Source organism: Luteibacter aegosomaticola, assembly GCF_023078475.1.
GTDB classification, from domain to species: Bacteria; Pseudomonadota; Gammaproteobacteria; order Xanthomonadales; family Rhodanobacteraceae; genus Luteibacter; species Luteibacter aegosomaticola.
Window position 1 is genome coordinate 2366158 of record NZ_CP095741.1, and the last position, 13189, is coordinate 2379346.

Sequence of the window (13189 nt, forward strand, 5' to 3'; positions counted from 1 at the left end):
CGATCTAAGCAAACATTGACCCAATTCGTGCCAATGCACATGTAGGAGCGCGCTTGCGCGCGATGGGTGCTCGCGGCAGACCCCATCGCGCGCAAGCGCGCTCCTACAACATCGGGTTATTTCGTTACGTCGCGGGCGCTTCTTCGCGCACCCGCACCGCGCGCGGCCGGCTCGGCAGCGCGTGGCGAAGGATGCGCCATGCCACCTGGCCGAACTGGCGGGGCAGGGTGCCGGTGTTGTAATGCTGGCCGTAGCGCACGCAGATTTCCTTCACTTCCACGGCGATCTCCGCGTAGCGGTTCGCCGGCAGGTCCGGGTAGAAGTGGTGTTCGATCTGGTGGCTGAGGTTGCCCGACAGCACGTCGATGATCATGCCGCCGCGGATGTTCGACGAGCCGCGAAGCTGGCGAAGATACCAGTGGCCGCGGGTTTCGTTGCGCAGCACTTCCTTCGGGAACACTTCCGCATCGGCGGTGAAGTGGCCGCAGAAGATGATCACGTAGGTCCACACGTTGCGGATGCCGTTCGCGACCATATTGCCCAGCAACACCGGCAGGAAGAACGGGCCGGCGAGCAGCGGGAACACGATGTAATCCTTCAGCAGCTGCTTGCCCATCTTGCGGCCGACCGGACGGAACGCCGTGCGCAGCTCGCCGGGCTTCATCTTGCCGGCGAACCAGCGGCCAATGCGCAGGTGCTGGATCGCCACGCCCCACTGGAACAGCAGTGCGAATACCACGGCGATCACCGGCTGCATCAGGTAGAACGGGCGCCAGCGCTGTTCCGGGAAAATGCGCAGCAGGCCGTAACCGATGTCATCGTCCATGCCGCGCACGTTGGTGTACGTGTGATGCTGGTGGTTATGCGTCTTCCGCCAATTCTCGCTGGTCGCGACGATGTCCCACTCATAGGTCTTGCCGTTGAGCTTGGGGTCGTTCATCCAGTCGTACTGGCCATGGATCACGTTATGGCCGAGCTCCATGTTCTCGAGGATCTTGGAGAGCCCCAGCAGCAGCGTGCCGAGGATCCACGCCGGGACCAGCACGGTGTGCACGAACGCGCCGAGGAACAGCAGCGCGCGGCCGGCGACACCAGTCCAGCGCACGCCAGCGACGACGCGGCGGATATAGCGCGCATCACGCGGGCCGATGCTCGCCTGGACGCGTGCGCGGATGGCATCGAGTTCGTTACCGAAGCTTTCGAGTTCGGCAGCGGAGAGGGTGCGATTGCGGGTACGGCTCATGCGGGGCCTCAAAGATCCAGGATCAGGTCGGTGCGCGGCGCGCTGATGCACAGGCGAACCTGTGTCGACGGCTCGCTGCTGCGGTCACCGGTAAGAATGTGGCGAGTGCTGCCGGACTGGCGTTCGCACGCGCAGCTGTTGCAGATGCCCATGCGGCAGCCATGCGCGGGGCGTACGCCCTGGGCTTCCAGACCTTCAAGCAGCGACTTGCTGCGCGGCAGGGTCAGGGTGCGGCCGCTGCGGGCCAGGTGTACTTCGACTTCGCCGGCATTATCGTCGCCGGTGATCGCCGGAAGGCTGAAGGCTTCCGCGTCGAAACGCGCGACGGTGTCCGCCAGGCGGACACGTGCAGCCTCCACGAAGCCGCCGGGACCGCAGGCAAGCACGCGGCGTTCGGCGAGCGCGCTGACTGCGTCGAAGGACACGGCGTCGACGCGCACGCCGGGCTGGGCTGCTTCGCGGGTCAGGTGGAAATGCACGCGCAGGCGCGGGTGGGCCGCGGCGAGGGCCTTCAGTTCATCGACGAAGCAGAGCTCGTCCTGCTGGCGAGCCCAGTAGAAGAGATCGACATCGACCGGCATGCCGCGCTCGGCGAGGTCGCGCAGCAAGGCGCGCATCGGGGTGATGCCGCTGCCGGCGGCGAGGAGAAGGAGATTCTCGCTGGCCGAGGTGACGGTCATGTCGCCGAAAGCCTTGTCGAGGCTCACAACTTCGCCGATAGCCGCTTCGTTCGCCAGATAGGTGCTGACAAGGCCGCCGGTGATCGCCTTCACGGTAATCGCCAGGGTGCCATCCGCCAGCGGCGTCGGGCTGTAGCTGCGCACCAGGCGTCGCCCGCCGATCGTCACGCCGAGGCTCACGTGCTGGCCAGCCCGGAGCCCGGCCCAGTGGCGGTTCGGACGAAACACCAGGGTCACAGCGTCCCGGCTCTCAGCGGACCGTGAGACGAGGCGCGCCAAGGGCTGTTCCAGGGTCCAGAGCGGGTTGACCCGGGTGGCCCAGAAGTCGAAAAGGGCCGGGGAAACCGCGCGTCGGGCAAGGCGCAGGGGCCAGCGGGGTGAGGGAGCAGCGAGTGCGTTCATGGCCCCATACTATACGAATGGATATACGAGTGTGTGTACACATGTATATTTCTTGAGCGAGGTATGATTCACCCCCAGCCAGCCGGGCCACCCGATGCCATCCAGCCTCCTCACCACGACCCCCGACGCGCCGATCGCCCGCAAGGCCGCGATCTCGCGCGACGACCTGCTGGCCGCGACCCTGAAGATCATCGGGCCGCACCGCAGCCTGTCGACGGTAAGCCTGCGCGAAGTGGCCCGTGAGGCCGGCATTGCCCCGAACAGCTTCTACCGCCAGTTCCGGGATATGAACGAGCTGTCGATCGCCCTGATCGACCTCGCTGGCAGCTCCCTGCGCACCATCATCGGCCAGGCCCGCGAGCGCGCGACCTCAACCGAACGCAGCGTCATCCGGGTGTCGGTCGAGACCTTCATGGAACAGCTGCGTGCGGACGACAAGCTGCTCCACGTGCTGCTGCGCGAAGGGGCCGTCGGGTCGGATGCGTTCAAGCACGCCGTGGAGCGCGAGCTCACCTATTTCGAAGATGAGCTGCGGGTAGACCTGATTCGCCTCGCGGCGGCCAGCGGCGCGACCCTGTACGAGCCCGCGCTCGTCGCACGCGCCATCACCCGCCTCGTATTCGCGATGGGCGCCATCGCGATAGACCAGCCCCCCGAGCGCGACCCGGAGCTGATCGAACAGATCTCCCAGATGCTGCGCATGATCATCACCGGCTCCCACGCCCTGAACCGCGTAGGCTCGACCTAAGCGGTTCCCTCTGAAGCCTGCGCTTACGACAGCGTCGTCAGCTCGATAGGAATAACCGTCTCGCCGCTAATGACCTGGGCGTGCCCGTCCTGGACCATGAACTGCAGTTGCATGGTGCGCTCGGTAAGAGCGGCCAGCGCTTCGACCGTGGCCGGGGCGACGTCGACGACCGTGACGTTCTTCGTCCTTGCAACGGCCGCGGCGGTCTTCTTCCACCACACCTCGGCGCTACGGCCGCTGTAGGTATAGATGATGACGCGGTTCGCCCGGCCAGCGGCCCGGCGGATACGCTGCTCGTCCGGCTGGCCCAGGTCGATCCACAGGTCCACCTCGCCGGTGAGTTCCTTGCGCCAGAGGTCCGGCTCGTCGTCCGAGCTGAGCCCCTTGCCGAACGCCAGTGACTCATCGGCATTCAGGGCGAAGGCCAGCACACGCACCATCATTCGCTCGTCGGTCTCCGACGGGTGCTGGGCGATGGTCAGGGCGTGGCCCTGGTAGTAATGCCGGTCCATGTCGCTAACCTGCAGGTCGGCCTTGAAGACCGTGGATTTGAGTGCCATGGGCTACTGCTGAAGAAGAATTAGCCGCCAAGCCTACACGACCCCGGCGCTTGCCGGTGCGCGCGTGCTCCTACAAGGGCTTGGGCGTGGCTTCCATACAAGTCCTCTACGCGGGCGGGGACTACCATCCGCGTACCACCCAAGGGGCCTAACCCATGAGCTACCCGCCTGTACCCGGCCGTTCCGCCGTGGCCAATGCCGTCTACGGCCTGCTGAACCCCATCCCGTTTGGCTTCTTCGTCGCCGCGTTGGTCTTCGACGTGATCTACGCCAGGACCGGCACCATTCTCTGGGCGAAGGGCGCCGCATGGCTGATCGCCTTCGGGCTGGTCATCGCCATCATCCCGCGGCTCGTGAACCTCACCCAGGTGTGGATCACCTCCCGCCGGATCAGCACCGGGGCCGACCACGTCGACTTCTGGCTGAACTTCGTCGCGATCGTCGCCGCCATCCTCAATGCCTTCGTCCATAGCCGCGATGCCTACGCGATCATGCCGGCCGGTGTATGGCTGTCCGTGATCACCGTCGTGCTGATCGCCATCGGCCACGTCCTCATCGCCGTGCGTTACACGGCCCGCCGGGAGAGCCTCCATGGCTAAGCCGATCTATCGCAGCGCACTGACGCTGGCGTGCGTGGCCCTGCTGGGCGCTTGCAGTGAAAGCGGCACGCAGAGCGCCGCCGACCAGTCCGGTAGCGACCCGTCCATGCCCAAGGCGAAGAACTTCCTTGTCCCGCCGATGCAGGTGCCTGAATTCGCGGGTTGGGCGCAGGGCGCCGCACCCACGGTTGCGCCGGGGCTGAAGATCGAAAAGATCGCCAGCGACCTCAAGCACCCGCGCCAGTTGCTGACGCTGCCCAATGGCGACGTGCTGGTGGTGGAATCCAACGGCCCGGGCGAAGAAGCCGTGACTACGCCGAAGCAGCTGATCGCCGGCATGGTCAAGAACAAGTCCGGTAAGGGGGCGAAGGGCGGCAACCAGATCACGTTGCTGCGTAAGACCGGCAACGGCGAGTGGGAAAAGCACACCTTTATTGAGCACCTGCATTCGCCGTTCGGCGTGCAACTGATCGGCAACACCCTTTACGTGGCGAACACCGGCGAAATCCTGAGCTTCCCCTACACGGAAGGCGAGACGGAGATCAAAACGCCCGGCGTCGAGTTCACCGACCTGCCGTCGACCGTGAACCACCACTGGACCAAGGCGCTTCAGGCCAATCCCGAGGGCACCAAGCTCTATGTCGGCGTCGGCTCCAACAGCAACATCACCGAGAACGGCATGGAGGTGGAGTACCGCCGCGCCAATGTGCTCGAGGTGGATGTCGCCAGCCGCAGCAGCCGGATCTACGCCTCGGGCATTCGTAATCCCACGGGCCTGCAATGGGATCCGACCACGAACAAGCTGTGGGCCATCGCGAATGAGCGCGACGAAATCGGCGCCGACCTCGTGCCCGATTACATGACCTCGGTGACCGAAGGTGCCTTCTACGGCTGGCCCTACAGCTACTACGGCCAGAACGTCGACACCCGGGTCATGCCGCAGCGGCCGGACATGGTGCAAAAGGCGATCAAGCCCGACTACGCGCTGGGTTCGCACGTCGCTGCGCTGGGCCTCCTGCTATCGCAGAAGAATGCGCTACCGGCGAAGTACCAGACCGGCGCCTTCGTCAGCGAGCACGGCAGCTGGGATCGATCGCCGCTGAGCGGCTACGCGGTGGTGTTCGTCGCGTTCCAGGATGGCAAGCCGGTAGGCAAGCCCGAGACGCTCGTGAGCGGTTTCTACTCGAAGGATGAGAAGCAACTCTACGGCGCCCCGGTAGGCGTGGTGTTCGACAAGGACGGTGCGTTGCTCATCGCCGACGACGTGGGCAATACGGTGTGGCGTGTGAGTTCGGCGACGCCCTGACGAGCGTTAGTGGCCCGTCACGGCCTGAGCGGCCGTGGCGATAGGGCTTAGTCACGCAGGGTCTCAGCACGCGAGGCGCCGACACCCTGCGCATGCCAGCGGTGGAAGTCGTTCGCCATCTCCGGGCAAAGCACATGCTCGGTGGCGTAGAGGTTCACCTCATGCGCGACGTCGAGTCGTTCGAGCAGCTCGCGCGAACGTTCCGCCCACGCTACCGGCAGCTTCTGGTCGAAGCGCCCGTGCCCGACGAAGGCACGCGTGCTTCGCAACGCGTCGTTCGGCGCGATGTACGGACCAATCTCCGGCAGGATTCGCCCCGACAGGATCGCGAATGCCGTTGCGGCCGACGGATCGGTCAGGGCGACGCTCGCACTCAAGATGCCGCCTTGGCTGAAGCCGGCGATGGTGACGGCTTCAGCGCCCAGCTGCAGTTCGGCGCGCAGCTGGCCCAGCGTGTGGATGAGCAGCCGCCGGGAACGCTCGGCTTCTTCCGGCACGATGCTCGGCCCCTGCGCGGTAAACGCCACGCGGAACCATGCGAACTGCCCGGGCCCGATGGTCAGCGGACCGCGCACGAGCGCGACAGCGGTATCCGCAGGCGCCTGTGATGCGAGCGCGGTGAGGTTGCCCTCATGGCCGCCGACGCCATGCAGCAACACGAGCAACCTTCGCGCGCCCTCGGGAGCGTGGAGACGCAAGGCAAGTGGGTAGTGTCCCTCGACCAGCGCGTCGAAACCGCTCATGCAACCCCCCAAGCGTACGAATCCATCGACAGCACACCGTAAGTCATGCCGCCGGGTACGAGCACCGGTGCATCGTCCTCCTGGCTCGCACCCATCGCAACCAGCAGCGGTAGGTAATGTTCCTCCGTCGGGTGAGCACGTTCTGCGGACGGTGCCACGCGACGGTAATCGACCAGTGCCTCTTCATCGCGTGCCAGCACGCTCTTCGTGGCCCATTCGGCAAAGGCCGTGGCGTAAGGCACGCTATCGTTGGTACGGCTGATCTCATACAGGTTATGCGTGAGGCTGCCCGAACCGACGACCAGCACGCCACGCTCGCGCAGAGGCCGCAACGCGCGGCCTAATGCCAGCGCACCGCGCGTATCCAGATGCGCAGGCATCGCCAGCTGGAACACTGGCACATCCGCGTCGGGGAAGAGGAAACGCAGCGGCACCCAGGCCCCGTGGTCATAAGGGCGAGCCGCGTCCTCGATGACGTTCAGCCCCGCCTCGCGCAACAGCTCGGCCGTTTCACGAGCCACCTCAGGCGCACCCGCCGCCGGGTACTGCAACTGGTAAAGCGGCTCCGGGAAGCCACCGAAGTCGTGCCAGGTCGCCGGCCGTTCGCCGGTCATCACCCGCAGCCCCGGTGCCTGCCAATGCGGCGACACCACCAGCACGGCACGAATACCGTCCAGGCGCTCGCCGATCCGCTGGAGGTTCGGGCCAAGCACCCCAGGCTCCAGCGCAAACGTAGGCGCCCCATGGGAAATAAACAGAACAGGCGTACGAGAAGACATAACGAAGCTCCTGTAGGAGCGCGCTTTCGCGCGATGCCCCCAAGGTATTAGCCCCGCCAAAAGGAATAAACGCGCCCCAAAGAAACCCAGTGTTTCGCAATATGAGACACTGACGCCGATCAAGATCAAAGGGGGCTCCCCGATGGACAAAGTCCAGGAAATGACCAGCTTCGTGGCCGTCGTCGACGCCGGGAGCTTCATCGGCGCCGCCGATGCCACCGGGGTGACCAAGGCCGCCATTTCCCGCCACGTCGCCGACCTGGAGCGCCGCCTCGGTGTCCGTCTGTTGCACCGGACTACCCGCCGCCTTTCCCTCACCGATGAGGGCCGTACCTTCTACGGCCGCGCCCGCGATCTGCTGGCGGGCATCGCCGAGGCGGAAGCGGAGCTCACCGCTCGCAGCACCGAGCCGACGGGCCTGTTGCGGATCACCGCGCCGCTCAGCTTTGGCGTGCTGCACCTGGCGCCGCTCTGGGCGAAGTTCACCGCCGAGCACGCGCAGATCGCGCTCGACATCACCTTGTCCGATCGCGTGGTGGATCTGGTGGAAGAGGGCTTCGACCTCGCCGTGCGCATCTCGCGCCTGCCGAACTCCACGCTGGTCAGCCGGCAGCTCGGCATGACGCGGATGTTGCTCTGCGCGTCCCCGGCCTACCTCGCGACGCGTGGCACGCCGCTCGTACCCGCCGACCTGGCGAGCCATGCGCTCCTGGCCTACAGCTACTGGCCCGACGAATGGCAGTTCACCACGACCGAGGGCAAGATCGAGCGGGTGGCAATCAAGCCCCTCATCCGCAGCAACAACGGCGACACCTCACGCATCGCCGCGCTGGCTGGGCAGGGCATCACGTTGCAGCCCGATTTCATCGTGGGCGACGACGTGCGCGAAGGCCGCCTTATCCATCTGCTGCCCGCGCACGACGCCGGCAGCATCGGCATCCACGCCGTCTACGCCTCGCGCAAGCACCTGCCGGTGAAAGTCCGCCGCATGGTCGATTTCCTGGCCGATGCCTTCGACGGCATACGCTGGAGCTAAAGCAGCCCTTGTAGGAGCGCGCTTGCGCGCGATGGAGTCCGCCGCGAGCACCCATCGCGCGCAAGCGCGCTCCTACAACAGCCGGAAAGTGTGACGTCCTTAGCGCTTTGCAGCCGGCCCCAGTCACCTCCGTGCACAAACTGTCATAACCCGCCATGACAATCGCCGCGGCAGGGGGAGACTGCAACGCACGGGGACACGCATGACATCCGAGGACCGGCGGCATTTCCTGAAGCTTTCCCTTGGCGCCGCGGGCGCCGCTCTTACGGCGTCGGTGTTGCCGCCCTCCATCCAGAAAGCGCTTGCGGTTCCCGCGGCGCGGCGCACAGGCACGCTGAAAGACATCGAGCACGTGGTGATCCTGATGCAGGAAAACCGCTCGTTCGATCATTACTTCGGCAGCATGCGCGGTGTACGCGGCTTCGGCGATCCACGCACGCTGACGCTCGCCTCTGGCCGTTCGGTGTGGCACCAGCCTGTCACCGCAGGCAGTGATGATTACCTGCTGCCGTTCCGCCCGCAGGCGGACAACCTCGGCCTGCAGTTCATTGAAGACCTGCCGCACGGCTGGAACGACACGCAGGCGGCTTTTAACGCTGGCAAGTACGACCAGTGGGTGCCCTCGAAGGGCACGACCACCATGGCCTACCTCACCCGCGAAGACATCCCGTTCCATTACGCGCTCGCCGATGCGTTCACCGTGTGCGACGCGTACCACTGCTCGATCCTCTCGTCGACCGACCCGAACCGCTACTACATGTGGACCGGCTACGTCGGCAACGACGGCCAGGGCGGCGGCCCAGTGCTCTCCAATGCCGAGCTCGGCTACGGCTGGACGACCTACCCGGAACGCCTCGAAGCGGCCGGCGTGTCCTGGAAGATCTACCAGGATATCGGTACCGGTCTCGATGCCGACGGCGGCTGGGGTTGGGGTTCGAACCCGTACATCGGCAACTACGGCGATAACTCGCTGCTGTACTTCAACCAGTACCGCACGGCCGAGCCGGGAAACCCGCTTTACGACAAGGCTCGCACTGGCACGAACACGTTGAACGGGGAGTCGCTGTTCGACATCCTGCAGAAGGATGTCGCCGCCGGCACCTTGCCGCAGGTGTCGTGGATCGCGGCGCCGGAAGCCTATACCGAACACCCGAGCTGGCCCGCGAACTACGGCGCCTGGTACGTCGACCGCGTGCTCGATGCGCTTACCTCGAATCCCGAAGTGTGGAGCAAGACCGCGTTGTTCATCACCTACGATGAAAACGACGGCTTCTTCGACCACCTGCTGCCCGCCTATCCGCCGGCGACGCGCGATCGCGGCCTTTCGACCGTCAGCATCGATGGCGAGGTGTATCCGGGTGGCAATGGCTTCAACGCGGGCGTGTATGGTCTCGGCGTGCGCGTGCCGATGCTTGTCGTTTCGCCGTGGAGCAAGGGTGGCTGGGTTTGCTCCGAGACCTACGACCACACCTCGATCCTGCGTTTCCTCGAACAGCGCTTTGGCGTGCATGAGCCGAACATTTCCGCATGGCGTCGCGCGGTGTGCGGCGACCTGACTCGCGCCTTCGATTTTGATGGCCACGACGGCCGCGTGCCGAGCCTGCCGTCGACCGGCAGCTACGAGCCGGACCGCGGCGATCACAGCGACCTCCACCCGACACCGCCGACCAACCAGACCCTGCCGCGCCAGGAGCGTGGCCAGCGGCCTGCACGTGCGCTCGCTTATGCGCTCGAGGTCAGCGGCAAGATCGACCAGGGCCAGGGCCGCTACGTGCTCGATTTCGAGAACAACGGCGGCATCGGCGCCTGCTTCCATGTCACTTCGACGCTGCGCTCGGATGGCCCGTGGACCTATACGGTGGAAGCGGGCAAGTCGCTTTCCGACTACTGGACCAGCTCGAACAGCGGCGATGCCTACGACCTCACCGTCCTCGGCCCCAACGGCTTCCTGCGCCAGTTCAGTGGCAAGCAGCCAGATGCAGGCGCCGACCGTCACCGCCTTGCGTTGCCTGAGGTCTCGCTCCAGGCCGGACGCCGCCCGGCCGACCTGCACCTCGTCCTCAGCAACAGCGGCGGTCGCCCCTGCGCCATCACCGTCCAGGCCAACGACTACCTGCACGAGCCGCCGCGCCGCTACTGGCTGCTCCCCGGCCAGCGTGTCGAGAGCCACTTCGACATCGGCGGCTGCGACCATTGGTACGACCTGACCGCCACCTGTGATACCGACGAGCTGTTCTCACGGCGGTTCGCGGGGCATGTGGAGACCGGTAGGGCGTCGGTGTCGGATCCGGCGTTGGGCGGCTAAAAGCTCAGGCCAAGGGGCCGGTTGCACTCGTACTTCTCATTAGCCGCTTTCACTTCGGCAGGTGTGATGTGCCGGGCAACCAGCTCCTCGACACTCATCTTCGACCACACCTCGACCTCGTGGCATGCCTTGCTCGTGACCCCGAAAAGTCGCTGGGCATTGCGCATGAATGCGCCGACCCCTTGGGTGCGCGGGTCGATCAAACGGATACCTGGCGCAAGCTGCTGATCCGATCCGGGTACGCCGTGGATGGCCTGCGCATGCTGGGCTTCCTGGAGGTGTTGTTGAAAGCCCCCGTCACCCATGGCGGGGGCTGTCGATGGCTCTGGAGTTGCGAGGCTTTGCGTGGCCGCTTCGGGCGGAGACGGTTGTTGCACGAGCGGCGCGACAGGCGCGGAAATTGCCGCGGTGTGCCGTCTCACTGGCGTAGGGCGGGTGATGGGGATGGAGGGTGGTGTCGGCACGCGGGCGGGTGGCGCTTTGGGCACCTGCCGGGCTAAAAGCTGCACCTGTAGGGCACCCGTGGCGACATCAGCCTCCCGCGTGGACACGGCCCTGTACATGGCCGGCCGAAGCAGCACCGCCAGGCCAGCAAAGTGCACGAAGAGCGCGACCACCAGGGCGACAATCCGGCGGATTGATAGCGCTTTGGCTTGTTTGGCCATTCCCCCATCCCTGCCTGAATATCCTTCGGTCTGGGATATGGATCACATGACGGGCCTGGAGTTCCCGTTTATCAGCTTGGACTAAGCTGGCCACCGTTTAATGGCAGGGCAAACTGCCGGCTTCGCTCCGCCGGCAGGGGGAGGGCTTATGCGTACCCTGATCGCCGGTGTCGGGCTGGCGTGCCTGATGTTTCTTCCGTTATCCGCCCATGCCGGCGGCGGCCCCCTGGGCATCGACCACCGCGTCCACAAGCAAAACAGCGGCATCTGGAAGATCTCCAACCAGAACATCGTCCGCTACGGCACGATACTCACCGTGGCTGGTGGTGCGCTGGCCTTCGGCGACAACGACCAGCTTGGCGACACCTTCTGGCGCTCGGTCGATTCCACGGTGGTCAGCAGCGTCGCTGCGACGGCCATGAAATACGTCTTTCGCAGAGAGCGCCCGTCAAAGACGGACGATCCGGACCGCTGGTTCAAAGGGGCGGGCAACCACAGCTTCCCTAGTGGCGAGGTCACCCTCGTCTCAGCCGCTGTGACGCCCTTTATCGTGAATTACGGCAAGGACTATCCGGCGGTCTACGCACTGGCCTTGCTTCCCGCCTACGACGCAGTGGCCCGCGTCAAAGTGCAGGGCCACTGGCAAACGGATGTGCTGGCCGGTGCGGCACTAGGTGTTGGTATCGGCATCTGGAGTTCACGGCGTAGTGAGTCGCCGTTCGTACTTAGCCTGCTGCCTGGTGGGTTCCAGGTGGGCTTTATCCATCACTTCCGCTAGCTATGGGTGCTCGCGGCGGCAGCCGATGTTTTGGATTCCACGACCACCGGCACCCGAACGTTCACTTCGACCGGCTTGCCCTTCACCAGGGCGGGCTTGAACTGCCACTTCTGTACGGCGGCTAGCGCACGGGCGTCAGCGTCCGGTGAACCGGATGACGTGATGAGCTGTTCGCGGGTAACGTGGCCTTCCTTGTCCACGTGGGCCTCAACGAGGGTGTTCTGGCGAGCCAAGGCGGGCGTGCCGTCGTCAGCAAACGCACCGATGGGTGTGAATGCCAGAGACGCGGCAACAAGCAAGAACCTGCGATTCATCGTCGTCCTTTCCACTGATTCGCGCCATTAGATACGCGAATCAGTGGGAAGAACAGTATCCCTATGAATCACGGTTTTCGTTTGGCTGGAAGCCGTCCCATGAAATCCAGAATCTGCGCTGCAATCGCATCCACCTGTTCATCCCACGGAAAATGCCCCGCCTCGAGCAGGTGTACTTCAGCGTCAGGCACGTCACGTCGAAAGGCTTCGCCGCCAGCTCCAATGAATGACGGATCGTTCTTGCCCCACAGCACGAGCGTGGGCGGGCGATGTTCACGCAACCATGCCTGCCATGCGGGGTACGCGGCGACATTCGTGCGGTAGTCATAGAGCAGCGCCGACTGGATCTCGCGCTGGCCGGGGCGCGACAGGTGCGCAAACTCATCCGTCCAGGTGTCGGGGTTGTAGCGTTCGGGATGTGAGGTTCCCAGCGTGTGGCGTGCCTCGGTGGCAGCGAGCGAGACGAAGTTCTCGAAGACCTCGGGGTGCGCCTTCGGGTCCTTCCAGTATTCGGCGATCAGCGTCCACTTCTTGCCCAGGCCTTCCTGGTAGGCGTTGGCGTTGGAGACGATCAAGGCCTGCACCCGCTCCGGGTGGGCCAGCATGATGCGAAAGCCCACCGGGCCGCCGTAGTCATGCAGATACAACGTGTATTGCTTCAGCCCCAACTGCTCGAGCAGGCCGTTCGTGGTCTGCGCCAGGTGATCGAACGTGTACGTGTACTTCGCCGGCTCGGGCGCATCACTCTGCCCGAAGCCGGGAAAATCCGGTGCGATCAGATGGTACCTGCCGGCCAGCAGTGGCATCAGGCTATCGAATTCCCGTGACGAAGACGGAAATCCGTGCAGCAGCACGATGGTCGGCGCGTCCTTTGGGCCCGCCTCGCGGTAGAACACGCCCACGCCATCCACCGTGGCGTGGTGGTAGGTGGTCGTCGCGTTGGTAGAGGGCAAGGACTCGGCGTGCAGGGTGGTGGTCATCAGCATGCTGCCTAGGAGGAGGGTGAGGGTTCGCATGGTGGGTGCCTTAAC

The 13189-nt window shown here is 65.0% G+C and carries 14 protein-coding genes; 6 read left to right on the top strand and 8 right to left on the bottom strand.

Translation table 11 applies throughout. From position 1 onward, the window contains the following. Positions 1 to 124 precede the first annotated feature (124 nt). A complete protein-coding gene (locus tag L2Y96_RS10340; protein ID WP_247336494.1) occupies positions 125 to 1243 on the bottom strand; it encodes a fatty acid desaturase family protein in 1119 nt (372 codons plus the stop codon). Positions 1244 to 1251: 8 nt separating this feature from the next. Further along, positions 1252 to 2325, bottom strand: a complete 1074-nt coding sequence (locus tag L2Y96_RS10345) for a ferredoxin reductase (RefSeq protein ID WP_247336497.1) — start codon at positions 2323 to 2325, stop codon at positions 1252 to 1254. 94 nt (positions 2326 to 2419) lie between these two features. On the opposite strand from L2Y96_RS10345, the gene fabR reads away from it, so the two are divergent. Next, positions 2420 to 3073 carry an HTH-type transcriptional repressor FabR gene (gene fabR, locus L2Y96_RS10350; protein WP_247336499.1) on the top strand — a complete coding sequence of 218 codons (654 nt, stop codon included), beginning with the start codon at positions 2420 to 2422 and terminating at the stop codon, positions 3071 to 3073. Positions 3074 to 3096: 23 nt separating this feature from the next. Here fabR and L2Y96_RS10355 read toward each other — a convergent pair whose 3' ends face one another. After that, positions 3097 to 3633: a YaeQ family protein gene (locus L2Y96_RS10355; protein ID WP_247336501.1), complete on the bottom strand. Its 537-nt coding sequence runs from the start codon at positions 3631 to 3633 to the stop codon at positions 3097 to 3099. 155 nt (positions 3634 to 3788) lie between these two features. Here L2Y96_RS10355 and L2Y96_RS10360 point away from each other — a divergent pair, with 155 nt between their 5' ends. Both L2Y96_RS10360 and L2Y96_RS10365 read left to right on the top strand, forming a co-directional pair. Beyond that, positions 3789 to 4232 (top strand): DUF2231 domain-containing protein, encoded by a 444-nt coding sequence (locus tag L2Y96_RS10360; RefSeq protein WP_247336504.1) that lies wholly within the window; start codon positions 3789 to 3791, stop codon positions 4230 to 4232. Continuing rightward, positions 4225 to 5538, top strand: coding sequence for a PQQ-dependent sugar dehydrogenase (locus L2Y96_RS10365; protein ID WP_247336506.1), 1314 nt, complete (start codon positions 4225 to 4227; stop codon positions 5536 to 5538). Before L2Y96_RS10360 ends, L2Y96_RS10365 begins: the two co-directional genes overlap by 8 nt. A gap of 47 nt (positions 5539 to 5585) precedes the next feature. Here the strand turns inward: L2Y96_RS10365 and L2Y96_RS10370 are convergent, their stop codons facing one another. Together L2Y96_RS10370 and L2Y96_RS10375 are read right to left on the bottom strand one after the other, a co-directional pair. Further along, positions 5586 to 6281 (bottom strand): alpha/beta hydrolase, encoded by a 696-nt coding sequence (locus L2Y96_RS10370; protein ID WP_247336508.1) that lies wholly within the window; start codon positions 6279 to 6281, stop codon positions 5586 to 5588. After that, positions 6278 to 7060: a dioxygenase family protein gene (locus tag L2Y96_RS10375; RefSeq protein WP_247336511.1), complete on the bottom strand. Its 783-nt coding sequence runs from the start codon at positions 7058 to 7060 to the stop codon at positions 6278 to 6280. The genes L2Y96_RS10370 and L2Y96_RS10375 overlap by 4 nt, the downstream gene beginning before the upstream one ends. Before the next feature lie 142 nt (positions 7061 to 7202). Between L2Y96_RS10375 and L2Y96_RS10380 the strand changes: the two genes are divergently transcribed. After that, on the top strand, positions 7203 to 8096 hold the full coding sequence (locus tag L2Y96_RS10380) for a LysR family transcriptional regulator (RefSeq protein ID WP_247336513.1): 894 nt from the start codon (positions 7203 to 7205) through the stop codon (positions 8094 to 8096). Between the two features lie 202 nt (positions 8097 to 8298). Beyond that, positions 8299 to 10401 (top strand): phosphocholine-specific phospholipase C, encoded by a 2103-nt coding sequence (locus L2Y96_RS10385; protein WP_247336516.1) that lies wholly within the window; start codon positions 8299 to 8301, stop codon positions 10399 to 10401. Here L2Y96_RS10385 and L2Y96_RS10390 read toward each other — a convergent pair. Then, positions 10398 to 11066 (bottom strand): hypothetical protein, encoded by a 669-nt coding sequence (locus L2Y96_RS10390; RefSeq protein WP_247336518.1) that lies wholly within the window; start codon positions 11064 to 11066, stop codon positions 10398 to 10400. The genes L2Y96_RS10385 and L2Y96_RS10390 overlap by 4 nt on opposite strands. A gap of 148 nt (positions 11067 to 11214) precedes the next feature. On the opposite strand from L2Y96_RS10390, the gene L2Y96_RS10395 reads away from it, so the two are divergent. Continuing rightward, the gene (locus L2Y96_RS10395) at positions 11215 to 11844 is read left to right on the top strand and encodes a phosphatase PAP2 family protein (protein WP_247336520.1); all 630 of its coding nucleotides are present in this window, start codon (positions 11215 to 11217) and stop codon (positions 11842 to 11844) included. Here the strand turns inward: L2Y96_RS10395 and L2Y96_RS10400 are convergent. After that, positions 11841 to 12158: an energy transducer TonB gene (locus L2Y96_RS10400; RefSeq protein ID WP_247336523.1), complete on the bottom strand. Its 318-nt coding sequence runs from the start codon at positions 12156 to 12158 to the stop codon at positions 11841 to 11843. The genes L2Y96_RS10395 and L2Y96_RS10400 overlap by 4 nt on opposite strands. 68 nt (positions 12159 to 12226) lie before the next feature. After that, positions 12227 to 13174: an alpha/beta fold hydrolase gene (locus tag L2Y96_RS10405; RefSeq protein WP_247336526.1), complete on the bottom strand. Its 948-nt coding sequence runs from the start codon at positions 13172 to 13174 to the stop codon at positions 12227 to 12229. Positions 13175 to 13189 lie beyond the last annotated feature (15 nt).